General features: G+C 60.0%; 20 protein-coding genes and 1 pseudogene. 15 read left to right on the top strand and 6 right to left on the bottom strand.

Features of this window, described 5'->3' with window-relative positions:
• Nucleotides 1–35: 35 nt before the first annotated feature.
• The 5 genes from KKO72_RS02695 to ompA form a co-directional block, all read right to left on the bottom strand.
• Nucleotides 36–791 carry a 16S rRNA pseudouridine(516) synthase gene (locus KKO72_RS02695; protein WP_214935219.1) on the bottom strand — a complete coding sequence of 252 codons (756 nt, stop codon included), beginning with the start codon at nt 789–791 and terminating at the stop codon, nt 36–38.
• A 46-nt stretch (nt 792–837) separates the two neighbouring features.
• On the bottom strand, nt 838–2022 hold the full coding sequence (locus KKO72_RS02690; protein ID WP_214935217.1) for an acetate/propionate family kinase: 1185 nt from the start codon (nt 2020–2022) through the stop codon (nt 838–840).
• A gap of 8 nt (nt 2023–2030) precedes the next feature.
• Nucleotides 2031–3452, bottom strand: a complete 1422-nt coding sequence (locus KKO72_RS02685) for a bifunctional enoyl-CoA hydratase/phosphate acetyltransferase (protein ID WP_214935215.1) — start codon at nt 3450–3452, stop codon at nt 2031–2033.
• Nucleotides 3453–3458: 6 nt separating this feature from the next.
• The gene (locus KKO72_RS02680; RefSeq protein ID WP_214935213.1) at nt 3459–3848 is read right to left on the bottom strand and encodes a hypothetical protein; all 390 of its coding nucleotides are present in this window, start codon (nt 3846–3848) and stop codon (nt 3459–3461) included.
• Nucleotides 3849–4140: 292 nt separating this feature from the next.
• Nucleotides 4141–4773 (bottom strand): outer membrane protein OmpA, encoded by a 633-nt coding sequence (ompA, locus tag KKO72_RS02675; RefSeq protein WP_214935211.1) that lies wholly within the window; start codon nt 4771–4773, stop codon nt 4141–4143.
• Nucleotides 4774–5017: 244 nt separating this feature from the next.
• Here ompA and gyrA point away from each other — a divergent pair, with 244 nt between their 5' ends.
• The 12 genes from gyrA to KKO72_RS02615 all read left to right on the top strand — a co-directional run bounded on the left by gyrA (nt 5018) and on the right by KKO72_RS02615 (nt 19232).
• Nucleotides 5018–7666, top strand: coding sequence for a DNA gyrase subunit A (gene gyrA, locus KKO72_RS02670; protein ID WP_214935210.1), 2649 nt, complete (start codon nt 5018–5020; stop codon nt 7664–7666).
• A 72-nt stretch (nt 7667–7738) separates the two neighbouring features.
• Nucleotides 7739–8830: a 3-phosphoserine/phosphohydroxythreonine transaminase gene (serC, locus tag KKO72_RS02665; protein WP_214935208.1), complete on the top strand. Its 1092-nt coding sequence runs from the start codon at nt 7739–7741 to the stop codon at nt 8828–8830.
• Between the two features lie 83 nt (nt 8831–8913).
• Nucleotides 8914–9996 carry a prephenate dehydratase gene (gene pheA / locus KKO72_RS02660; protein ID WP_214935206.1) on the top strand — a complete coding sequence of 361 codons (1083 nt, stop codon included), beginning with the start codon at nt 8914–8916 and terminating at the stop codon, nt 9994–9996.
• Between the two features lie 72 nt (nt 9997–10068).
• Nucleotides 10069–10938, top strand: a complete 870-nt coding sequence (locus tag KKO72_RS02655; RefSeq protein ID WP_214935204.1) for a prephenate dehydrogenase/arogenate dehydrogenase family protein — start codon at nt 10069–10071, stop codon at nt 10936–10938.
• 12 nt (nt 10939–10950) lie between these two features.
• Entirely contained in the window at nt 10951–13032 is a 2082-nt protein-coding gene (locus KKO72_RS02650; protein ID WP_214935202.1) for a bifunctional 3-phosphoshikimate 1-carboxyvinyltransferase/cytidylate kinase, read from the top strand.
• 132 nt (nt 13033–13164) lie between these two features.
• The gene (gene rpsA / locus KKO72_RS02645; RefSeq protein WP_078363951.1) at nt 13165–14844 is read left to right on the top strand and encodes a 30S ribosomal protein S1; all 1680 of its coding nucleotides are present in this window, start codon (nt 13165–13167) and stop codon (nt 14842–14844) included.
• 80 nt (nt 14845–14924) lie between these two features.
• On the top strand, nt 14925–15236 hold the full coding sequence (locus KKO72_RS02640) for an integration host factor subunit beta (RefSeq protein ID WP_078363952.1): 312 nt from the start codon (nt 14925–14927) through the stop codon (nt 15234–15236).
• A 101-nt stretch (nt 15237–15337) separates the two neighbouring features.
• Nucleotides 15338–15664: a lipopolysaccharide assembly LapA domain-containing protein gene (locus KKO72_RS02635; RefSeq protein WP_251140412.1), complete on the top strand. Its 327-nt coding sequence runs from the start codon at nt 15338–15340 to the stop codon at nt 15662–15664.
• Complete coding sequence (gene lapB / locus KKO72_RS02630) at nt 15654–16802, top strand: lipopolysaccharide assembly protein LapB (RefSeq protein WP_214935200.1); 1149 nt, start codon at nt 15654–15656, stop codon at nt 16800–16802. The genes KKO72_RS02635 and lapB overlap by 11 nt, the downstream gene beginning before the upstream one ends.
• On the top strand, nt 16799–17731 hold the full coding sequence (gene rfaE1 / locus KKO72_RS02625; protein ID WP_214935199.1) for a D-glycero-beta-D-manno-heptose-7-phosphate kinase: 933 nt from the start codon (nt 16799–16801) through the stop codon (nt 17729–17731). Before lapB ends, rfaE1 begins: the two co-directional genes overlap by 4 nt.
• Nucleotides 17728–18753, top strand: coding sequence for an ADP-glyceromanno-heptose 6-epimerase (gene rfaD, locus KKO72_RS02620; RefSeq protein ID WP_214935197.1), 1026 nt, complete (start codon nt 17728–17730; stop codon nt 18751–18753). Before rfaE1 ends, rfaD begins: the two co-directional genes overlap by 4 nt.
• Before the next feature lie 134 nt (nt 18754–18887).
• Nucleotides 18888–19232: a helix-hairpin-helix domain-containing protein gene (locus tag KKO72_RS02615; RefSeq protein WP_214935195.1), complete on the top strand. Its 345-nt coding sequence runs from the start codon at nt 18888–18890 to the stop codon at nt 19230–19232.
• Between the two features lie 66 nt (nt 19233–19298).
• Here KKO72_RS02615 and KKO72_RS02610 read toward each other — a convergent pair whose 3' ends face one another.
• A complete protein-coding gene (locus KKO72_RS02610) occupies nt 19299–21308 on the bottom strand; it encodes a sigma-54-dependent Fis family transcriptional regulator (RefSeq protein WP_214935193.1) in 2010 nt (669 codons plus the stop codon).
• Between the two features lie 313 nt (nt 21309–21621).
• Here KKO72_RS02610 and adh point away from each other — a divergent pair, with 313 nt between their 5' ends.
• From adh to KKO72_RS02595, 3 genes and pseudogenes are all read left to right on the top strand, one after another.
• Complete coding sequence (adh, locus tag KKO72_RS02605) at nt 21622–23142, top strand: aldehyde dehydrogenase (RefSeq protein ID WP_214935191.1); 1521 nt, start codon at nt 21622–21624, stop codon at nt 23140–23142.
• Nucleotides 23143–23251: 109 nt separating this feature from the next.
• Nucleotides 23252–24406: an L-threonine dehydrogenase gene (yiaY, locus tag KKO72_RS02600; protein WP_214935190.1), complete on the top strand. Its 1155-nt coding sequence runs from the start codon at nt 23252–23254 to the stop codon at nt 24404–24406.
• 19 nt (nt 24407–24425) lie between these two features.
• Nucleotides 24426–24824: pseudogene (locus KKO72_RS02595) on the top strand (DUF779 domain-containing protein).
• Nucleotides 24825–24972 lie beyond the last annotated feature (148 nt).

The raw sequence follows: 24972 nt of genomic DNA, 5'->3' as shown, positions 1-24972 counted from the left end.
GCATACCCGAGCCCAGCACACGCACCAGCGCCCGCTCAGCGAGGAGTGGTCTGATTGACAAGCGCCAGATCGGAGGCGTTGAGCCAGCGCCACTGGCCGGGCAGCAGGTCCTCAGGAAGACGCAGACCACCGATCTGCGAGCGGTGCAGGCCCTCAACCCGGTTGCTCACCGCCGCCAGCATGCGTTTGACCTGGTGGTACTTGCCCTCGGTCAGCGTCAGGCGCAGAAGGTGGCTGCTTACTGCCTCACAGGCGGCAGCACGCACCGGCTTGGGGTCATCGTCCAGCACCACACCGGCCAACAGCTGGCTCACCTGCCGCTCATCGAGCGGATGTTTGACAGTGACCTCATACACCTTGGGCACATGGTGACGTGGTGAACTCATGCGGTGAATGAACTGGCCGTCATCGGTGAGCAGCAACATGCCGGTGGTGTCCTGGTCCAGCCGCCCCACCGCCTGCACCCCTTGCACCGCGCCTTTTTGCGGCCGCTGGCGCAAGGGTGCGGGCAACAAGGTGTAAATGCTGGGGTAGGTCGATGGCTTTTGGGAACACTCGGTGGCTGCGGGCTTGTGCAGCAGGATGTAGGCCTTCTCCGCATACGGCCAATCCACCCCACGCACCCTGAAGCGTAGATTTTCAGCTTCAAACTCCATAGCTGCTTGCGTAATAGTAACAAGGGCTGGAGGCTCATTTTCTTGATATACCTGAACCAGACCCTGCTGGATCAGACCGGCACAGACGCGGCGTGTGCCAAAACCCTGGGAATAAAGAATGTCTTGCAGTTGCATGCTGCGAGTATCTCAAAGCCTGGACAACAGCCAGAACCGGAGTGAATCAGGCGAACAACAAGGTGGCGGCCTCGCGGGCAGCCACCACGCCTTCATCGGTGGGCACCACCCACACCTCGACCAGGCTCGAGGGCGCGTGAATCGCCACCACCTCACTGCCGGTGGCCCGCGCATTACGCTCTGGGTCAATCACCACACCCAGCCAGGCAAGCTGTTGCCCGACCTGCGCACGCAATGTCACATCATGCTCACCGATGCCTCCACTGAAGGCCAGCACATCCAGGCCTTGCACACAGGCCACCAGCGCACCAGTTTCACGTACCACGCGGTAGGTGAAGGTCTCGATGGCCAGTTTGGCCTGCGGTGACGACGCCTCACGCAGGCGCCGCATGTCCGCAGACAGGCCCGACAAACCCAACAAACCACTTTGTTTGTAGAGTAGCTTTTGCAGCCGTGCGTGGTCCCAGCCTTGCTCCAGCAAATAGAGCAACACCCCCGGGTCCAGCGCACCGGGACGGGTTCCCATGATCAGCCCGTCGAGCGCCGAGAAGCCCATGGTGGTGGCGCAGCTCTTGCCGTCACGCGCCGCACACAGGCTGGCGCCATTGCCCAGGTGCGCCATCAAGGTGCGTCCCTTGGCCCGCGTTGAGTGTGCCAACAAGGTCCCCATCACATACTGGTACGACAGGCCATGAAAGCCGTAGCGACGCAAGCCCTGCGCATACAGCTCTTGTGGCAGGGCAAAGCGGTAATCCACCTCAGGCAAGCTGGCATGAAACGCGGTGTCAAAACAGGCGATCTGGGGCAAGCCAACAAACGCCGCACGGAAAGCACGAATGCCCTCCAGATTGTGTGGCTGGTGCAAAGGCGCGAGCGAGTTGAACGCAGCCAGTTGCGCCAGCACCTCATCGTTGACAAACAGGCTGGCGCGGTACTTGTCCGCCCCGTGCACCACCCGGTGGCTCACCGCCTGCAGGGTCGGGGCATCTGGCAACTGTGCCAACAGCTCACGCAGGCTGCGCAAGGCCTGGGCAAACACCGCCTGAGCGTCCACCACCAGGTCACAGCAGTGCTGTTGACTCTGGTAGTGCCAACGCATCTGCGGTGCGCCACCTGGCTCCAACCCCTCAATCAGGCCTGACAGGATCTGTGTTTGAACCTCGCTACCACTCAGGGGATAGAGGGCAAACTTGAGTGAAGACGACCCCGCGTTGACCGAGAGAATCGCCATCTCACCACCTACCAGGCAGTGCGGGGTTGGTTACGCCGGGCGTTGTGGGCCACCAGCAACCCCAGCAAAGCGGACGCCACCCGGTTGGAGGGACCCTCGGCGCGGCTGGTCAGCGCAATCGGGATACGTGCGCCCAGCACCAGCCCGGAACCACTGGCGCCAGCCAGGTACTCCAGTTGTTTGGCCAGCATGTTGCCGCTCTCCAGATCGGGCACGGCCAGAATGTCGGCGTGACCCGCCACCGCAGAGGTGATGTGTTTGATCTGCGCGGCATGCATCGAAATGGCATTGTCAAAGGCCAACGGGCCATCCAGCACACCACCGGTGATTTGCCCGCGATCGGCCATCTTGCACAAGGCTGCCGCATCGATGGTCGAAGGAATCGTGGGGTTGACCGTTTCAACAGCAGACAGAATGGCCACCTTGGGTGTGGTGACACCCAAGATGCGGGCGAAGTCGATGGCGTTCTGGACAATATCGATCTTTTCCTGCAAGCTGGGGCGGATGTTGAGTGCCGCATCAGTGATCAGCAAGGGCTTGTGGTACAGCGGCACATCGAAGCGAAACACATGGGACATGCGCCGCCCGGTGCGCAACACAGCTTGGGACAACACCGCGTGGATCAGTTCATCGGTATGCAGACTGCCCTTCATGAGCATCTCAACCTGCCCACTGGCAGCCAACGCTGCGGCAGCGTCGGCGGCGGCATGGCTGTGTGGCTGGTTGATGATCTCGGCACCGGTCAGGTCGATCCCGGCCTCGGCCGCAACATGGCGAATACGCACCTCCGGGCCAATCAGCACCGGCAGGATCAGGCCGTAGCGCGCCGCATCCATGGCCCCACTGAGGGAACCATCGTCGCAAGGATGCACCACGGCACAGCGGATAGCGTCGAGCTTATTGCCCAGGGCGAGCAATTGTTTGAAACGCACCTGGGGGTCATACAACTGAATCTGTGGCGCAGCCACACGTGGCAGACGGACCTTGACCGTGGGCGCCAGCACCCGGGCCATGCCGCTGAGCACACAGATTCCCTTTTGGTTCACCACCTGGCAATCCAGCTCAATGCTGTGGTTCTCCGGGTTCTTGGAGAGCACCGTCACCGTCACCGTCAGGGTGTCACCAACGCGCACCGGTTTGACAAAATGCAGGGCCTGGTCCTGATAGATCGTCCCCGGGCCCGGAAACTGCGTTCCCAGCAGCGCTGATATCAGGGCACCACTCCACATGCCATGGGCAATCACGCCATGGAACAAGGTGTCGTTGGCATATTCGGGGTCCAAGTGGGCTGGATTGGTGTCACCCGAGACAGCGGCAAACGCCCGGATGTCCTCGAGCTTCAGCGCACGCAACAAACGTGCACTTTGTCCGACCATGATTTCATCGAAGACATGGTTTTCGATCAGCTCAGAGTCGGAGGGGAGGTTCATACTTGCCTAGTGTTCGTTGAAAAGACCATCAGCATCAGGCCCATTGGCCCCGGGCCTGAAGCCTCGTTGTTCCAGTCGGTATTCCGCCAGGGACACGATTTCACGGGTCAGTTCCAAACCATGCTGATTGAGACTGACCGTCTCCAGCTGATAGCGTAACACCAACAGGCCCCGCAGTTCTTCGCGCAAAAGAACCACACGACGCCCCCCGGACATGGCTTGTGCCGCTCTGCCCGAAGCCCCCACACCACGCAATGGGGCCTGGTCCATGATTTGTTGTATCGCTTGTTGGTCATTGAGCTTGATGCCAAGCCCGATGGACAGGCGTGCAATCCGCTCACCCAGGGTTTCCAGAGACACACTCAGGCGCCGGGCTTGTTCCACTTCGATCTGCATCGTCGGTTTACCTTCGAAAAAACAACGCACGCACCGGAGCAGCACATGTTAGAAGATGAGCCCCCTCAAGCCGTGACGACCAGGCTGGACAAACGCAGCACACTGGTCAACCTCTCCGAGGCACCTGTTTGGGGTAGACTACATTTTAGGGTATACCCTTAGTTTTTCAACACCAGCAAGCTTACAACAGCCCGACATCCACATCCAAACGATACAGCACACACACAGCCGTCAGGCACCCATAAAAAAACCCGCCGAAGCGGGTTTTTTTATCAAGGCAGAAATCTGGAAATCAGTTGGCGCGGGTGCCGACCACTTCAATTTCCACACGGCGGTTCTTGGAACGGCCATCTTTGGTCTTGTTGTCAGCAACAGGTTGTTTTTCACCCTTGCCTTCGGTGTAAACGCGGTTCTTTTCGATGCCCTTGGACACCAAATAAGCCTTCACAGCTTCAGAGCGCTTGACCGACAGCTTTTGGTTGTAGGCATCAGAACCCACTGAGTCGGTGTGACCCACAGCGATGATGACTTCAAGGTTGATGCCTTTGACTTTAGCGACCAGATCGTCGAGCTTGGCTTTGCCTTCGGGCTTGAGCACAGCTTTGTCGAAGTCAAAGAAAGCATCAGCAGCGTAGGTCACCTTGGCAGCAGCCACAACAGGAGCTGCTGCCGGTGCAGCTGCAGCAACAGGAGCGGGGGCAGCAGCAGGAGCCGGTGCAGCAGCAGGAGCTGCCACGATGGCGCCGTCGCAACCAACAGCTGCAGTGGCAGGTGTCCAGAAGGCATCGCGCCAGCACAGTTCGTTGGAACCGTTCTTGATCACCGTGCCATCGGCAGCGCGCCAGTTGTCAACGGTTTGTGCACCAGCAGCGGAAGCAAACGCCACAGCAGCGATCAACATTGCAAATTTGTTCAATTTTTTCATGATTCTCCTAGATGAAAAAGACCGCATCGGTGCGGCGTAAGTAAAACAGACGCCCAAGATGCCTATCACTTGGAACGGTTAATCTATTGTGCCACATAGCGTTTCCACATACCGGTGCTGTTTCAGCCAAGCGGACCGCAGCCGCGACAAGTGTGCGTTAATTGACGGTTCCGTTGCGGGCTAGCCACAGCCTGACCGCATAAAATCGCAGAACTCCACTGAATTTGCCTCGCATCAACTCCCCATGACCCAATTCGCCAAAGAAACCTTGCCCACCAGTCTTGCGGACGAAATGCGCCGCAGCTATCTGGACTACGCCATGAGCGTGATCATCGGGCGGGCTTTGCCGGATGCGCGTGACGGTCTCAAACCGGTGCACCGGCGTGTGTTGTTTGCAATGCACGAGTTGAACAACGATTGGAACAAAGCCTACAAAAAGTCCGCACGTATCGTGGGTGATGTGATTGGTAAATACCACCCGCACGGTGACCAATCGGTGTACGACACGATTGTGCGTATGGCGCAGGACTTCTCCATGCGCCACATGCTGGTGGACGGCCAGGGCAACTTCGGTTCGGTGGACGGTGACAGTGCCGCTGCCATGCGTTACACCGAAATCCGCCTGGCCAAGATTGCGCACGAGCTGCTGGCCGATCTGGACAAGGAAACCGTGGACTTTGGCCCCAACTACGACGGCTCCGAAAAAGAACCGCTGGTGCTGCCCACCCGCCTGCCCAACCTGCTGGTGAATGGCTCGGGCGGCATTGCCGTGGGTATGGCCACCAACATCCCGCCGCACAACCTCAACGAAGTGGTCGATGGTTGCCTGCATTTGTTAAAGAACCCGGAAGCCTCGATTGACGAGCTGATGGAGATCATCCCGGCGCCCGACTTCCCCACCGCCGGCATCATCTACGGCATCAACGGCGTCAAAGACGGCTACCGCACCGGCCGTGGCCGCATCGTGATGCGGGCCAAATGCCACTTCGAGGACATCGACAAAGGCCAGCGCCAGTCCATCATCGTGGACGAACTGCCCTACCAGGTCAACAAGAAGACCTTGCAGGAACGCATGGCCGAACTGGTGCACGAGAAAAAAATCGAGGGCATCAGCCACATCCAGGACGAGTCCGACAAGTCCGGCATGCGCCTGGTGATTGAGCTCAAACGTGGTGAAGTGCCCGAGGTGGTGCTCAACAACCTGTACAAACAAACCCAGCTGCAAGACACCTTTGGCATGAACATGGTGGCGCTGGTGAACGGCCAGCCCAAGCTGTGCAACCTGAAGGACCTGATTGCGGTCTTCTTGAACCACCGTCGCGAGGTGGTGACACGGCGCACGGTATTCGAGCTGCGTAAGGCGCGCGAACGCGGCCATGTGCTCGAAGGCCTGGCCGTGGCGCTGGCCAACATCGACGACTTCATTCGCATCATCCGCGAGTCACCCACCCCACCAGTGGCCAAGGCCGAGTTGATGACCCGTGCGTGGGACAGCAAGCTGGTGCGCGAGATGCTCACCCGTACCCGCGCCGACGGTGGTGTGGTCAACGCCGACGACTACCGCCCCGATGGACTGGAAATGCAATTTGGCATGCAGGCCGACGGGCTTTACCGCCTGTCTGAAACCCAGGCCCAAGAAATTCTGCAGATGCGCCTGCAACGCCTGACCGGGCTGGAGCAGGACAAGATCGTGGGTGAGTACAAAGAAGTGATGGCCGTCATTGACGACCTGCTCGACATCCTGGCACGGCCGGAGCGGGTCTCGATCATCATTGGCGACGAACTCACCGCGATCAAAACCGAGTTTGGACTGACCAAAATCGGCGCACGCCGCAGTCTGGTGGAGCACAGCTCGTTTGACCTGAGCACCGAAGACCTGATCACCCCGACCGACATGGTGGTCACCTTGAGCCACAGTGGTTACATCAAGAGCCAGCCGCTCAGTGAATACCGTTCACAAAAACGTGGTGGGCGCGGCAAACAAGCCACCGCCACCAAAGAAGACGACTGGGTTGACCAGCTCTTTATCGCCAACACCCACGACTACCTGCTGTGTTTCTCCAACCGCGGCCGGATGTACTGGCTGAAAGTTTGGGAAGTGCCGCAAGGTTCACGTGGCTCGCGTGGCCGCCCGATCGTCAACATGTTCCCGCTGCAAGATGGCGAAAAAATCACCGTGGTGCTGGCACTCACTGGTGAAAAACGCACGTTCCCTGAGGACCAGTATGTGTTCATGGCGACCCGTATGGGCACCGTCAAGAAGACCGCGCTCGACGAATTCAGCAACCCGCGCAAGGCCGGCATCATCGCCGTGGACCTGGACGATGGCGACTTCCTGATTGGCGCCGCGTTGACCGATGGCAAACACGATGTGATGTTGTTCAGTGATGGCGGCAAGGCCGTGCGTTTTGACGAAAACGACGTGCGCCCCATGGGTCGCCAGGCACGTGGTGTACGCGGCATGATGCTTGACGACGGCCAGAGTGTGATCGCCATGCTGGTGGCCGAGGACGAATCCCAAAGTGTGCTCACCGCCACACAGCACGGCTACGGCAAACGCACCAGCATCGTGGAGTACACCCGCCATGGCCGTGGCACCAAGGGCATGATCGCTATTCAGCAGAGTGAACGCAATGGCAAGGTGGTTGCCGCCACGCTGGTGCACGCCGACGACGAAATCATGCTGATCACCGACAAGGGTGTCTTGGTACGCACCCGCGTCAGCGAAATTCGTGAACTCGGTCGTGCTACCCAGGGCGTGACCCTGATCGGCCTGGACGAAGGCTCACAGCTCAGTGGTCTGCAGCGTATTGTGGAAAACGATGCGATTGCCAAAACAGCGGACGACAGCGCTGACGATGCTGCCGACGAGCCCACTGCACCTGACGCCTGAACACTTCTAAAAACATAGCTTCTTGCCCTTTATATATAAGGGCTAGAGCCTGATTTCTTATAGATGTCACGCATGAACAGACCTTATAACTTTTCTGCCGGCCCGGCCGCCATGCCCGAAGAAGTCTTGGCAGAGGCCGCCGCCGAGATGCTGGACTGGCACGGCAGCGGCATGGGTGTGATGGAGATGAGCCATCGCGGCAAGGAGTTTGGCCAGATCGCCCAAGAGGCCGAGGCTGACTTGCGTGAGCTGCTGAAGGTGCCGAACAACTTCAAACTGCTGTTCATGCAAGGTGGTGGCCTGGCCGAGAACGCCATCGTGCCGTTGAACCTGTCACGTGCTGAGGCGGTTGACTTTGTTGTCAGCGGCAGCTGGAGCCAGAAATCAGCACAAGAAGCCGCCCGCTATTGCACCGTGCGGGAGGCTGCCAACACCCAAGCCAGCGGCTTCACCACGCTGGTCGACCCGATCAGCTGGCAACTCAGCAAGCAGCCCGCCTACGTGCATATCTGCAGCAATGAAACCATCAACGGCGTGGAGTACCAGTCGCTACCTGACCTCAAAGCTCTGGGCTGTGATGCCCCCTTGGTGGTCGACTTCTCATCGCACGTCGCCTCACGTCCGGTCGACTGGTCACGGGTCGGCCTGGCTTTTGGTGGTGCGCAAAAGAACCTCGGGCCCGCTGGCTTGACCCTGGTGGTGGTGCGGGAGGATTTGCTGGATCGCGCCCTGCCCATCTGCCCAAATGCCTTCACCTACAAAACCGTGGCAGAGAACAACTCCATGTTCAACACCCCCCCCACCTATGCGATCTACATCGCCGGGCTGGTGTTCAAGTGGCTCAAGCGCCAGGGTGGCATCGCCGCGATGGAAGAACGCAACGTCGCCAAGGCTGAGCTGCTGTACCAGGCCATCGACAGCTCCAGCCTGTACACCAACCGGGTCGACCCCAGCTGCCGCTCACGCATGAACGTGCCGTTTTACTTGCGTGACGAAAGTCTCAATGAAGCCTTCCTGGCTGGCGCCAAGGAACGTGGTCTGCTGCAACTCAAAGGCCACAAGTCAGTGGGTGGCATGCGCGCCAGCATTTACAACGCGCTGCCGATCGAAGGTGTGCAGGCGCTGGTGGCCTATTTGCACGACTTCGAAGCGCAGCACAGCTGACCACTTCGGTCGGCCATACCTGCCCACAGAGATTCCACACCAACGCCGGTGACACACCCAGCCCTACCACCTGAACCGACACGATGGCCAAGACCCTTCCTGAGTTACGCAACCAGATCGACGCGGTCGATCTGGAACTGATCGCCCTGCTCAACAAACGCGCCGCCCTGGCCCATGAGGTCGGTGAGATCAAACGCATGGACGGCTCGACCGTGTTCCGGCCCGACCGCGAAAACCAGGTGATCAGCAACCTGCAGGCCGTCAACCAGGGCCCCCTCAAAGATCACAGCGTGGCCATCATCTGGCGTGAAATCATGTCGGCTTGCCGCTCGCTGGAGGCGCCGCAGCGCGTGGCGTACCTGGGCCCGGCGGGCACCTTCAGCGAACAGGCCGCGATCCAGTTTTTTGGCGGCAGCATGGCACGTGTGATGTGTGTCAGCTTCGACGAGGTGTTTCGCGCCACGGCGGCGGGCAGCGCAGAGTTTGGTGTGGTGCCGATCGAGAACTCGTCCGAAGGGGTGGTCTCGCGCACACTGGACCTGCTGCTCAGCTCGCCCCTGCACATCATTGGTGAAACCAGTTTTCTGGTGCGCCACAACCTGCTGCGCCTGGAGCCCAGCCTGTCCAACATCGAGGCGGTCTACGCCCATCCGCAGGCCTTGTCGCAGTGCCAGGACTGGCTCAGCACTCACCTGCCGCATGCCGACCGCCGCGCTGCGCCGAGCAATGCCGAAGGTGCCCGCCTGGCCTCCACCAACCCGGCCTGGGCCGCGATTGCCAGCGAACGTGCGGGCAGCGAGTTTGGCCTGCATGTGGTGTCCTACGCGATCCAGGACGACGCTTTCAACCGCACCCGCTTTGCGGTGATCTGCCTGCCCACCACCCTGGCGGCGCCGCAAGCCACCGGCAAGGACTGTGTCAGCCTGATTGTGTCGGTGAACAACAAGCCGGGCGCGGTGCACGACCTGCTGGTGCCGCTGAAACGACACGGGGTGTCGATGACCCGTTTTGAGTCGCGCCCGGCGCGCTCCGGCCAGTGGGAGTACTACTTTTACATCGACCTGGCCGGCCACCCGTCCGAGCCACATGTGGCTGCCGCGCTTGAAGAGTTGCGCAGCCTGTGTGCCTTCTACAAGGTGCTGGGTACCTACCCGGTGGCGGAATGAGCCTGTGGCCCACCCCACCTCAACCGTTTGGGTCGCTCGGCCTGGGCGACAGTCAAGTTGTCGGGAGGTCTGATGTTTGAACAACTGGGCTTGATCGGCTGCGGCCTGATGGGTGGCTCCTTTGCGCTGGCACTCAAACAGGCGGGCCTGGTAAAACGTGTCGTAGGTTACAGCAAGTCACCCTCCACCACCGAGCGCGCCTGCCAGATGGGGGTCATCGACGTGGCAGCGCCATCGGCCTTGCTGGCGGTGTCGGGCGCCGACATTGTGCTGATGGCGGTGCCGGTGGCGGCCTCCGAGGCCACCTTCAAGGCCATCAAACACATGGTCACGCCTGGCATGTTGATCATGGATGTGGGTTCCACCAAGGGTGACGTGGTCGAGGCGGCCGCACGTGGCCTGCGTGACCAAGTCGGCTCCTTTGTGCCTGCGCACCCAATTGCGGGCAAGGAACTCGCTGGTGTCGACAACGCCGATGCCGATCTGTATGTGGGCAAACAGGTGATCCTGACGCCCACCGAGTTGACGCTACCAACCCACACCCAACGCGCGACCGAGGTCTGGAGCGCGCTGGGCTGCAAAGTGGTGCAGATGTCGCCCGAATCCCACGACGCTGCTTTTGCGGCTGTGAGCCACCTGCCCCACATGTTGGCCTTCACCCTGATGAACTCGGTGATTGGGCAAACCAAAGGAGCCAGCTACATGGGCTTGGCCGGGCCGGGTTTTCGCGATTTCACCCGCATTGCCGCCAGCGACCCCAAGGTCTGGCGCGACATTCTGCAGGCCAACCGGGCCGAGTTGCTGACCCAATGCCAGCATTTCCGCGATCAGTTGGCCCTGTTTGAAGCCGCCATGTTGGCGGGTGACCAGCAGACGCTGGAAGCCTTGATCACCCAGGCCAGCACCGCCCGCGCCGCCTGGCGCATGAACCAGTTACCGTGAGTCCCGCTGCGCATGTTCACCACCGCTTTCCTTGATCTCCCCCCCCTAGAAACCGCCGGTGGCACCATCACCCTGCCCGGCTCCAAAAGCATCTCGAATCGGGTGCTGCTGCTGGCCGCCCTGAGTCAGGGCAGCACCGTGGTGCACGACCTGCTGGACTCCGACGACACCCGCGTCATGCTCGAAGCGCTGCGCCAACTGGGTTGCGGGGTTGAACAAAACCATAGCACGGTCACCATAGAGGGTCTGGGCGGGAAGCCCAAAACAGCACAAGCTCAGCTGTTCATGGGCAATGCCGGCACTGCCATCCGGCCACTCACCGCCGCACTCGCGGTGATGGGCGGCAATTATGAATTGCGCGGCGTGGCACGCATGCACGAGCGTCCGATTGGTGATTTGGTGGACGCACTGCGCCAGCTCGGTTGCCAGATCGATTACCTGGAGAACCCAGGCTACCCGCCGCTGCACATCGGCCAGCCCAAACTGGACGTGTCGCAACCGATCCGGGTGCGTGGGGATGTGTCGAGCCAGTTCCTGACTGCGCTGCTGATGGCTTTGCCACTCGTCGCGATGCACCGTGCCCCCACGCTCGGCACTGACGTGTCCTCGCTGCCCCCCGAGGGGGCTGTGCAGCCTTGGGGCGGCCCGGCGGCTGCACAAGACATCACCATCGAGGTGGTGGGTGAGCTGATTTCGCGCCCCTACATCGAGATCACGCTGAACCTGCTGGCGCGTTTTGGCGTCGTGGTACAGCGCGAGGGCTGGCAACGTTTCACCATCCCGGCGGGAAGCCGGATCGTGTCACCGGGAGAGATCCATGTCGAGGCCGACGCATCTTCTGCTAGTTATTTCATAGCTCTTGGGGCAATTGCCAAAAGGGATAAAATCCAAAATTGCATCAAAATTCTGGGTGTCGGCGCCGACTCCATTCAGGGAGATATCCGGTTTATCGAAGCCGCACAGATGATGGGCGCACAGATTACCAGTGGCCCGAACTGGCTGGAGGTCACACGCGGTGCCTGGCCGCTCAAGGCGATTGACCTGGACTGCAACCACATCCCCGACGCCGCCATGACCCTGGCGGTGATGGCGCTGTATGCCGACGGCCCCAGCACCTTGCGCAACATCGCCAGCTGGCGCGTCAAGGAAACCGACCGCATCGCCGCGATGGCCTGTGAATTGCGCAAGCTCGGTGCCACAGTGGAAGAAGGGGCAGACTTCATCCGGGTTCTCCCACTGCCGAGCCCGACAGATTGGACTCCTGCCAGCATCCACACCTATGACGACCATCGGGTGGCCATGTGTTTTTCACTGGCAGCCTTTAACCCGGCGGGCTTGCCGGTGCGCATCGAGGACCCGAAATGTGTCGCCAAAACCTTCCCGGATTATTTTGAGGCGCTGTTCTCGCTGGTCCAGACCAGCCGCCAGCACATCCCTGTGATCTGTGTCGATGGCCCCACGGCTTCGGGCAAGGGCACGCTCGCGGCAGCACTGGCCAAACGGCTCGGTTACCACTTCCTGGACTCCGGTGCGATGTACCGCATCACAGCGCTGGCAGCTACCAAGGCTGGCCTGCCGATTGATACCAGTGGTGAAACCGCTATCGCCCGTCTGGTGCAAGACCTGTCAATCACGTTCACTGCTGGTCAGATCCTGCTGGATGGGGTCGACGTGACCGAGGCAATCCGCTCGGAAGCCAATGGCATGAACGCCTCCAAAGTGTCAGCCCTGCCCCAGGTGCGGGCCGCCCTGGTCGACTTGCAACACAGCTTCCACCGTCTGCCTGGGCTGGTGGCAGATGGGCGCGACATGGGTTCGGTGATCTTTCCACAGGCGCAACTCAAGGTGTTTTTGACCGCCAGTGCCGCAGAGCGCGCGCAAAGGCGTTTCAAACAGTTGATTTCAAAAGGGATTTCAACTACACTCGACAGTCTTCGAGCTGATTTGGAAGCCAGGGACGAGCGGGATAGAACCCGCAGCGCCTCACCTTTAAAACCCGCACAAGACGCCGTGTTGCTGGACAACTCGGATTTATCGGTTGAAAAATCGGTCGATCTGGTATTGGACTGGTGGCAAGGCAAACAGCCCTTTTGAACCTTCTCAAGAGCTGTACCCGCAGGGGTTGATTCCCTTGCAACCGGCCCTTACCTGCCTTCTCGCGCTGCACTGCGCACCGCAGGTGAGGTTCACAAAACTTAACCCCGTGGCGTCACAGCCACACAAAAAATGTCTGAATCTTTTGCCGCCCTGTTTGAAGAGTCCTTGACACGCACAGAAATGCGTCCAGGCGAAGTGATCACTGCTGAAGTGGTCCGTATTGAACACAGCTTTGTGGTTGTCAACGCTGGTCTGAAATCTGAAGCCTATGTGCCGCTGGAAGAGTTCAAGAACGATCAGGGCGAAACCGAAGTCCAAGTCGGTGACTTTGTCTCCGTGGCCATCGGCTCCATCGAAAACGGCTACGGCGACACCATCCTGTCGCGTGACACCGCCAAACGTCTGGCTTCCTGGATGAGCCTGGAAAAAGCCCTGGAAACCGGCGAATTTGTCACTGGCACCACCAGCGGCAAGGTCAAGGGTGGTCTGACCGTGTTGGTCAACGGCATCCGCGCCTTCTTGCCCGGCTCTCTGGTGGACACCCGTCCGACCAAAGACCTGTCTCCGTACGAAAACAAGACCCTGGAATTCAAGGTCATCAAGCTCGACCGCAAGCGCAATAACGTGGTGCTGAGCCGCCGTGCCGTGGTGGAAGCCTCCATGGGCGAAGAACGCTCCAAGCTGATGAACACGCTGAAAGAAGGCGCCATTGTTCACGGTGTGGTCAAGAACATCACCGAATACGGTGCGTTTGTCGACCTGGGCGGCATCGACGGCCTGTTGCACATCACCGACATGGCATGGCGCCGCGTCCGTCACCCGTCTGAAGTGGTGACTGCTGGCCAAGAAATCACCGCCAAGATCCTGAAGTTCGACACCGAAAAGAACCGCGTGTCTCTGGGTCTGAAGCAAATGGGCGACGATCCTTGGATGGGCGTGAACCGCCGTTACCCCCAAGGTACCCGCATGTTCGGCAAGATCACCAACATCGCCGACTACGGCGCATTTGTGGAACTCGAACCCGGCATCGAAGGTCTGGTGCACGTGTCCGAAATGGACTGGACCAACAAGAACGTGGCCCCGAGCAAGATCGTTGCCCTGGGTGACGAAGTCGAAGTCATGGTTCTGGAAATCGACGAAGACAAGCGCCGTATCAGCCTGGGCATGAAGCAATGCAAGGCCAACCCATGGCAAGAGTTCGCCCAAAACACCAAGCGCGGCGACCGCGTCAAGGGCCCGATCAAATCCATCACCGATTTCGGCGTGTTCGTCGGCTTGGCTGCTGGCATCGACGGTCTGGTGCATTTGTCTGACCTGTCCTGGAACGAAACTGGCGAAGCCGCTGTGCGCGAGTACAAGAAGGGCCAAGAAGTCGAAGCTCTGGTGTTGGCTGTGGACGTGGACCGCGAACGCATCTCCCTGGGTATCAAACAACTCGACTCCGACCCGTTCACCACCTTCTCGTCGATCAACGACAAGGGTTCTGTGGTCACCGGCAAGGTCAAGACCGTGGATGCCAAGGGCGCTGAAATCGACCTCGGCGAAGACATCCTTGGTTACCTGCGCGCTTCCGAAATCAGCCGTGACCGCGTTGAAGACGCGCGCAACGTGCTCAAGGAAGGCGACGAAGTCACCGCTGTGGTGGTCAATGTGGATCGCAAGACCCGCAACATCCAGCTGTCGATCAAGGCCAAAGACGCTGCTGACCAGAACGAAGCCATGGCATCTCTGAGCCAGCAATCGGCTCGTGAAAACGCTGGCACCACCAGCCTCGGTGCGTTGTTGCGCGCCAAGCTGGACAACAACTGATCTGCTTGTTGCCCCACTGAACTGACGACCGGTTGCACCTGTGCACCGGTCGTTTTTTTCTTCGTTTCAGGCCCCACATCATGACCCGTTCCGACCTTGTTGAAGAGCTTGCCGCGCGTTTCAGCCAACTCACCCAGCGTGATGCCGAGTTTGCCGTCAAAGCCATTCTGGACGCGATGAACGACGCACTGGTGCGCGGCCACCGCATCGAGATTCGCGGTTTTGGCAGTTTTTCCGTCAACTACCGTGCACCGCGCATGGGCCGCAACCCGCGCAGCGGCGAAAGCGTGGCGATCCCCGAAAAGCGCGTGCCCCATTTCAAACCCGGCAAAGCCTTGCGTGAGGCAGTGGACCAGCGCACGGCAGAATTGACCCAAACCGCCCGCCCCTGACGCTACGGCAGCCCCAGCCTTGCCTGCGGTCGCCAAGCCGATCGCCGTGACCGTGGCCAAAGTTGTTGGCGTTAAAATTTTGAGCCCTTGGGAACACGCCAATGAACAAACTGATCTGGTTGCTGAAGTGGATGCTGAAAGCAGCCATTTTTTTTACCCTGTTCGCCTTTGCGCTGAACAACCAACAAGACACCACGGTGCATTTTTTCTTTGGCAACCAGTGGCAAGCCCCCCAGGTTCTGGTGGTGTTGACCGCGTTTGCGGCAGGTGTGGTCGTGGGGGTACTGGGCATGGTCCCGTGGTGGTGGCGACAACGACGCCAATCCAAACACCCCGCAACCACAGACGCACCGTCTGTCCCAAACACGTCCGCTAGCTTAACAGCAGCACCACCCGCCAACGCACCTGCCTACGCCGATGGAATTTAGTCTGAGCTGGATTTTGCTGGGCCTGCCGCTGGCTTTTGCACTGGGTTGGTTGGCTTCACGCTTTGATTTACGCCAGATCCGTCTGGAAAACCGACAGGCGCCCAAGGCCTATTTCAGGGGGCTGAACTACCTGCTCAATGAACAGCAGGACCAAGCCATTGACGCCTTCATCGAAGCGGTCCAAAAAGACCCGGACACCTCTGAACTCCACTTTGCGCTGGGCAACCTGTTTCGCCGCCGTGGTGAATACGAACGCGCGGTACGGGTGCATGAGCACCTGATGTCACGCGGTGACCTGAGCCAGGCCGACCGCCACCGGGCGCAACACGCACTGGCGCTGGACTTCCTCAAGGCTGGGCTGCTGGACCGCGCCGAAGACGCGCTCAACAAACTTGAGGGCACGGCCTTTGAGACCGAGGCTCGACTGGCTTTGCTGGCCAACTACGAGCGCAGCCGCGACTGGGTACTGGCAGCCCAGGTGGCCCACAAACTCGAGAACGCCAACCAAGGCAGTTTCCACCAGCGCCTGGCACACTACCTGTGTGAGCAGGCTGCGGACGATCTGACGCATGGTCGGGTGGATGCCGCACGCGTGCATCTGGAGGAAGCGGTGAACAAAGCACCGGATGCAGCACGTGCTCGCTTGGCGCTGTCACAACTCCAAGCCAACACCGGTGACCTGGCTGGTGCACAACAAACGCTGTTCGACGCCATGACACATGCGCCGACAGCTATTCCATTGATAGCAGGACCCCTGGCAGACATCGCGCTGCGACTGGGTAACGGCAAACAGGCGCTGGATCGGCTGCAGACACTTTATGAGCAGCATGCCTCGCTGGATGTGCTGGATGCGATTGTTCGCCTGTCTGCCGGCACCGCTGGCGCCGAGCGCGACTGGTATGCCCGTCACCTGGCGCAAGAGCCTTCGCTGGTCGCTGCCACCCGCTGGATTGCTGGCGAGAAGTTTGAAGACGAGCAGTTTCACCCTCAGGTGCAGCGCGCACTTGACCATGCCATCAAACCCCTGTTGCGCTACCGCTGCGCTGCCTGCGGTTTTGAGGCCACACAGCATTTTTGGCAGTGCCCCGGTTGCCAGACCTGGGACAGTTACCCCGCCAGGCGGGTAGAAGAACTATGACCACAATATCCAAACAACAACTGAGCCAGGCCCGTGTCCTGGTGGTAGGTGACGTGATGCTGGACCGTTACTGGTACGGCGCAGTGGATCGCATCAGCCCGGAAGCCCCGGTGCCGGTGGTGCGTGTCACGCGCGAAGACGAACGCATGGGGGGCGCCGCCAATGTGGCCTACAACCTGGTCACGCTGGGGGCGCAATCATCCCTGCTGACGGTGGTAGGGAACGATGAAGCCAGCCACAAGCTCGAAGCTCTGGTGGCCGGTACCGGCATCCAGGCACACTTTGGACGCGACACCGAACTCAAGACCACGGTCAAACTGCGTGTGATTGGCCGTCAGCAACAGCTGTTGCGTATGGATTTCGAAAACACCCCTCAAACCGAGATCCTGGCCTCGCAAACCGCCGCCTTCATCGAACTGCTACCACAGCAGGATGCGGTGCTGTTCTCGGACTATGGCAAAGGTGGTCTGGCCCATGTCAGCGACATGATTGCACGCGCTCGTACTGCAGGCAAACCGATCCTGATCGACCCCAAGGGCACCGACTACTCTCGCTACCAGGGCGCCACCGTGATCACCCCCAACAAGGCGGAGCTGCAGCAGGTCATCGGCAACTGGCACAACGAAGCCGACTTGACCAGCAAAGCCCAAACTCTGCGTGAACAACTTGGCCTGCAGGCCCTGTTGCTCACTCGCAGCGAAGAAGGCATGACCCTGTTCGATGCCCAGGGGCAGATCAGCGTCAGCGCACAGGCGCTTGAGGTGTTTGATGTCACCGGAGCCGGCGACACCGTGATCGCGACCATGGCGGCAATGGTCGCGGCTGGTGTGAGCCTGCGTGACGCCTTGCCCTTGGCCAACCGGGCGGGTGGTGTGGTGGTGGGCAAGTTTGGCACCGCCACCGTTTCTTACGAGGAGTTGTTTGTATGACCCGAATCGTCGTCACCGGTGCAGCCGGATTTATTGGTAGCAACATCATCAAGGGGCTCAATGCCCGCGGCCTAACCGACATCATTGCGGTGGACGACCTGACACAAGGCGACAAATTCCGCAACATCGCTGACCTGCAGATTGCCGACTATGTCGACGCCGACGTGTTCTACGACAACTATGCAGAAGGCGCCTACGGGCAGGTGGAGGCCATCTTCCACGAAGGCGCTTGCAGCGACACCATGGAAAGCAATGGCAAGTACATGATGCAGAACAACTTTGCCACCTCACTGCAGCTCTATTCAGCCTGTCAGAAACGTGGTGCCCGGCTGCTCTACGCCTCAAGCGCTGCCACCTACGGCGGCTCGGACACCTTCCGGGAAGAGCCGGCGTTTGAGGCGCCGCTCAATGTTTATGGCTACTCCAAGCTGCTGTTTGACCAGCGCATGCGCCGCGAATGTGGCTTGCAGTTTGAACGTGCTTTTGCCGGCAAAACCATGCAAGTGGTGGGTTTCCGCTACTTCAATGTCTATGGCCCGCGTGAACAGCACAAGGGTCGCATGGCCAGCGTGGCATTTCACCAGTTCAACCAGTTTCGCTCCGAGGGCCGGGTCAAGCTGTTTGACGAATACGGCGGTTATGCGGCCGGCTCACAAATGCGCGACTTCGTCTTCATCGACGACGTGGTGGCGGTTAACCTCTGGTTTTTTGACCACCCGGGTATCTCGGGCATCTTCAACCTGGGTACCGGTCGTGCACAGCCATTCAACGATGTGGCCAGCTCGGTGGTCAACAGCCTGCGCGAGTTGGACAACTTGCCCGCCTTGTCGCTGCCAGAGCTGGTGAGCCAGGGTCTGCTGGAATACATCCCCTTCCCAGACGCCCTGCGTGGCAAATACCAGTGTTACACCCAGGCAGATCTAACAGCGCTGCGGGCCGTAGGTTGTGACCACCAGTTTGCTGATGTGCAAACCGGCGTGGCAAGTTACGTGCGGTCACGGATGCAAACGGGTCAGAGCTGAGAGTCTCGGTTTTTGATACAAATTTGCGACAGCGTTTTCTGAGGCGCGGTTTTACACTGCTTGCGTGAAGCTGTGCCCTCGGGCACCCATACTGCGTCACCTTGTCTCGTCAACCAAGCTCAGGAGGACTCATCATGCTGAAGAAAATTTTGGCCCTGGGGGCCATGTTGTTTGCAGCTGCCAGCTTTGCCGCTGTGGATGTCAACAAAGCCACCGCTGCCGAGCTCGACGGCATCAAAGGTATTGGACCCGGCATTTCCACCAAAATCCTGGACGAGCGTAAAAAGGGCAACTTCAAGGATTGGACCGATTTCATGGATCGTGTCCAAGGTGTGGGGGCAGGCAACGCTGCCAAGTTTTCAAAAGAGGGTTTGACAGTGAATGGCGAGGCCTTCAAGGCGACAACGCCTGCCGCCAAAAAAGCCGATGGCACAAAGGCAGATGCGGCCACTGCTGGCGCGAGCGCCGCCAAGAAATAGATATCTTCCTTGGTACACCAACAACCCGCTTCGGCGGGTTTTGTTTTTTCAATGGCCACAGCCCACTCACGCCCGGATACCTGCCCCGGCCTCAGCCAGTTTTCGGTACAAGGTCTGGCGGCTGATGCCCAGTCGCCGCGCCGCTAGGGACACATTGCCTGAACTGGCATCGAGCGCCTGGTGAATCGCTTGGCGAGACAAGGCCTGCAGGTTATGCAATAACGTCACGTTGCCGGACTCGGTGGTGCTTGCTGCACCGTTCTGAGCCCGGGCTGGGGACCCTGGCACGGCTGGCACTGGGCCAGCTGCCACCCCGTCTGGCACATGCAGCGTATGTTGCAAGTCTTCCAACAAATCGTCGGGCAGGTGGTCCCAGCTGATGCAGTCCTCGTGTGCGCCCAGCATGGCACAGGCGGTGCGCAAGGCATTGGCGTACTGGCGCAGGTTGCCGGGCCAGTTGTGCTGGCAAAAGCGCGCCAACACATCAGGCGCCACAGTCACCCGGCGCCCTGAGTTCAGGTCAGCCAGCAAACGCTCGGTCAGCATCACAAAATCTGTTCGCTCGCGCAGCGGCGGCAACAGCACTGTCAGCCCGTTGATGCGGTAATACAGGTCGTTGCGAAAACGACCAGCAGCGGCTTCTTCACGCAGTTTGTGATGGCTGGCACAGATCAGGGCAAAGTCCACCGCCACCGGCTGGCCACCACCCAGAGGCGTCACCTGACGCTCCTGCAGCACCCTCAGCAAACGCGCCTGCAGACCCAGCGGCATGTCACCAATCTCGTCCAGAAACAGTGTGCCACCCTGGGCTTCACGCAGGCGCCCGACACTGCCCTCGCGCCGTGCGCCGGTGAAGGCACCCGGGGTGTAACCAAACAACTCGGCCTCGATCAGATTCTCCGGAACAGCAGCACAATTGATAGCAACAAACGCTTTATTTTTGCGGGGTCCGCTATCATGAGAGGCTCTGGCAAACAGCTCTTTGCCAACCCCGGACTCCCCCTGGATCAGCACCGGTATGGGTTTATCCAACACCCGCCGGACCTTGTCGGCGGCACTGCGCCAGCGCAGGTCACCAGTGTCCAGGCTCAGCAGGGCATCCCTCACGGGTAGCGCGCTGGCCACCGGTTGTGGCAGCACCGTGACACAGGTTGGCAGCGTATGTTGCACCAGAACATACAGGCCACTGCCATCGAGCTGGCGCACCTGGGTGGGCTGCCCGGGGCGGCGTTTGTGGCGTGACAACAGTTCGGACAGAGGAAGCTCCAGCCGCTGTTGCAGCTGGACCGCGCCCAGGTCAGCGCGGCTGAGTTTGAGCCAAGCCATGGCAGCGCGGTTGGCCCCGACCAGCCAGCCATCTTCCGACAGCAGCACAATGCCTTCGGCGATGCTGCCAATACCTTCCAGCTGGGCATGGACATGCAGGCGGATGTGGCGCTGGCAGGTACTGATGATCAGGCGGTTTTCAATCATGCGTGAGGCCATGCCCACCAAACCCAGCGTGTGTGGGTGGCGGCTGCGCTGGTCCCCCGAGATGTCCAGCACCCCCAGCAGCTCAGCCTGCGCCGACAAAATGGGCACGGCGGTGCAGGTCAGAAACTCGTTGCGCTCCAGAAAATGCTCGGCACCGTGGATCTCCACCCCACTGGCCTCCACCAAAGCGGTACCAATCGCGTTGGTGCCACGCTGCTGCTCATGCCAGTTGGCACCACATGACAAGGCCACACGCTCGGCCCGGCTCAGAAAGTCGGCGTGTCCCAGTGTGTGGACCAAGGTACCGCGCTGGTCCGCCAGGATCACCATGCCCTGGGTGTGACGCACCTGCTCAAACAGGTGAGCCATCACCGGACGCGAATGCGCCAGTAACTCGTGGTTGGAGGCCATGGTGTGCAGCAGTTCGGCACCGCTGCTGTGTTCAGACTCCGGCACACGTCCAGCTGGCAGCAAGCCAGCCGCCAGACTGCGCCGCCAGGAGCGCGCCACGCGTTCATCCAGACCACCCGGCGGGCAGTCACCATGTTCCAGCAAATGCAGGCGCGCCTGGCGCAAGGCCACGGCAGCAGGGGGTGTTCGCACGTTGTCTCCTGGGCAGACTTATGCCTGCTCTCTGGTTGTCGTCAGGGCCATGGTGACCAGGCCCACGCGTTCATGCAGCAGGAAGTGTATTGCATGGCCAAGGTGCTCGCCAGACCTGTCACCTTGAGGAACACCTGTCACATTTTGGTACACCTCCTGGCCTCACGGACAACGCTGACACCGCGCACCCACGAAGACATTTTTCAATGGAATCAACCACTTGAGTTGACTCCACTGATCTGGCACGCGACTTGATAGACCCAGCTTGCCGCAAGGCAATTTCATTCACAAAGACACATAAAGAGGACACAAGATGATTTATGCCGCTCCCGGCTCGGCCGGTGCCAAACACAACTTCAAAGCACGTTATGACAACTTCATCGGTGGCAAATTTGTTCCGCCGGTCAAGGGCCAGTACTTTGACGTGGCCACACCCATCACCGGCAAACCCTACACCCAGGTGGCCCGCTCTGGCGCCGAAGACATTGAGCTGGCGCTAGACGCTGCCCACGCCGCCGCAGACGCCTGGGGCAAGACCGATGCCGCCACCCGCTCCAACATCTTGCTAAAAATTGCCGACCGTCTGGAAGCCAATCTGGAACTGCTGGCCTACGTCGAAACCGTGGACAACGGCAAACCGATCCGCGAAACCCTCAACGCCGATATTCCGCTGACCATTGACCATTTCCGCTACTTTGCCGGTTGCCTGCGCTCTCAGGAAGGGGGCATCAGCGAGATCGACGAGAACACCATGGCCTACCACATCCACGAGCCCCTGGGCGTGGTGGGACAGATCATTCCCTGGAACTTCCCGATCCTGATGGCAGCCTGGAAACTGGCCCCGGCCATTGGTGCGGGCAACTGCGTGGTGCTCAAACCGGCCGAGTCCACCCCGGTCAGCATCCTGGTGCTGGCCGAGCTGATTGCTGACATCCTTCCTCCGGGTGTGCTCAACATCGTCAACGGTTATGGTCGTGAAGCGGGCATGCCGCTGGCCAACAGCAAGCGCATTGCCAAGATCGCGTTCACGGGCTCCACCACCACCGGCCGGGTGATTGCCCAGGCGGCCGCCAACAACCTGATTCCAGCCACGCTGGAGCTCGGTGGCAAGTCACCTAACATCTTTTTTGCCGACGTGATGGACCAGGATGACGGTTTTCTCGACAAGGCGATTGAAGGGCTGGTCTTGTTCGCCTTCAACCAGGGTGAAGTGTGCACCTGCCCGTCACGCGCGCTGATTCAGGAGTCGATCTACGACAAGTTCATGGAAAAGGCCTTGAAACGCGTCGCCGCCATCAAACAAGGCAGCCCGCTCGACACCGAGACCATGATGGGGGCACAAGCCTCGCAGATCCAGATGGACAAGATCGAGTCCTACCTCAAACTCGGCAAGGAAGAAGGCGCACAGGTGCTGATTGGCGGGGAACGTGCCCAGATGGACGGGGATTTGGCCGGTGGTTATTACATCCAGCCCACGCTGTTCAAAGGCCACAACAAGATGCGCATCTTCCAGGAGGAAATCTTCGGGCCGGTACTGGCGGTGACCACCTTCAAGGACGAGGCCGAAGCGCTGGCCATTGCCAACGACACCTTGTATGGCCTGGGTGCCGGTGTTTGGAGCCGCAACGGCAACGTCGCCTACCGCATGGGTCGCGCCATCAAGGCCGGACGGGTGTGGACCAATTGTTACCACGCCTACCCGGCGCACGCCGCTTTTGGTGGTTACAAGGAATCGGGCATTGGCCGTGAAACCCACAAGATCATGCTGGACCACTACCAGCAAACCAAGAACCTGCTCGTGAGCTACAGCGAGAAGAAGCTAGGCTTCTTCTAAAGCCACCTGTGCCGCCTGACAGCACGGCGCTGGCCTTCGGTCAGCGCATGTCGGCGGCGCATCAGCCATCACCATTTCGGCCCTTTCACATAACGGGGAAAAATTCGCGATGACAAGTACATTTTTTATACCCAGCTTCAACCTCATGGGTGCAGGCTGTCTGAAGGAGGCCATGGTGACCTTGCGAAGCCGTGGGTTTCACAAGGCGCTGATCGTCACGGACAGCGTGTTGAACAAACTGGGTGTCGCAGCACGCATCCAAACGCAACTGGCCACACAACAGATCGAGTCGGCAGTATTTGACGGCACACAACCCAACCCGACGGTGGCCAATGTGCGCACGGGTCTGGCTCTGCTTCGCCAGCATGGCTGCGACCTGGTGGTCTCGTTGGGAGGTGGTTCACCACACGACTGCGCCAAGGGCATCGCCTTGTGCGCAGCCAACGGCGGCGAGATTGCCGACTATGAGGGAGTGGACCGCTCGGCCAAACCGCAACTGCCGCTGGTCGCCATCAATACCACCGCAGGCACCGCCAGTGAAATGACGCGGTTTTGCATCATCACCGATGAAGCGCGGCACATCAAGATGGCCATTGTTGACCGCCATGTGACCCCTATCATGTCGGTCAACGACCCTGAACTGATGCTGGCCATGCCCAAAGGCTTGACCGCCGCCACCGGCATGGATGCGCTGACACACGCGGTGGAAGCCTATGTGTCCACCGCAGCCACCCCCATCACCGACGCCTGCGCCCTCAAGGCCGTGCAATTGATCGTGGACAACCTGCGCACGGCAGTGGCCCATGGTGACAACCTGCAGGCCCGCGAACAAATGGCATACGCCCAGTTTCTGGCAGGTATGGCGTTCAACAACGCGTCCTTGGGCTACGTGCATGCCATGGCGCACCAATTGGGGGGTTTCTACGACCTGCCGCACGGTGTTTGCAATGCGCTGCTGCTGCCCCATGTGGAAGCGTTCAATGTGTTGACCTCGGCAGCCCGACTACGCACTGTGGCGCAGGCCATGGGTGTGGATGTGCAAACGCTGGATGACCAAGCGGGCGCCCAGGCCTGCCTGACAGCCATCCGCCAGTTGGCACTGGACATTGGCATCCCCAAAAGCCTGAGCGAGCTTGGCGTCAAAGAAGAAGACATTCCGCTGCTGGCGACCAACGCACTCAAAGACGCCTGTGGCTTGACCAACCCTCGCCCGGCTACCCAAGCCGAGATCGAGAATATCTTCCGTGGTGCAATGGTGGCCTGAACACCTCTGTGAACTATCCATGAACGCAAACACCCCACCTGCGCGGGTGGTCGCCACACCCGCCGCGCTTGCACTTATCGCGCTCCTGAAAACCAAACACGGTCCGGCGCTGATGTTTCACCAGTCGGGTGGCTGCTGCGACAACAGCGCTGCCAATTGTTTTCTGCCTGGAGAAATCACCATGGGCGCCGGTGATGTGTACCTGGGTGACATCGGCGGCTGCCCGTTCTACATGGGCAAAGCGCAGTAAAGCTACTGGCAACACACCCAGCTCATCATCGACGTGCTCGACGGCCAAAGCGGCAACTTTTCGCTGGAAAGCCCCGAAGGCAAGTCCTTCCATACCCGCTCACGTGTGTTCACACCCGATGAGCTGGCCGAGCTGGGCATCGCAGCGCCTGCTGCACCGCAGCCGTGACACGACGGCTCAGCGGGTTGGCAGCACAGCACTTCACTATCCATAGCAACAAGCCCTTTTTAAATAAGGGCTTTCGGCATAAAACACACAAAACCGTGCAAACATCACGGCGGCACAGCTGTACCAAGTCGCGGGCTGGCGTTAGCAT

This window comes from Rhodoferax sp. U11-2br (assembly GCF_018619435.1).
Lineage (GTDB): Bacteria > Pseudomonadota > Gammaproteobacteria > Burkholderiales > Burkholderiaceae_C > Rhodoferax.
This window is presented reverse-complemented; position numbering and strand designations above follow the sequence as displayed.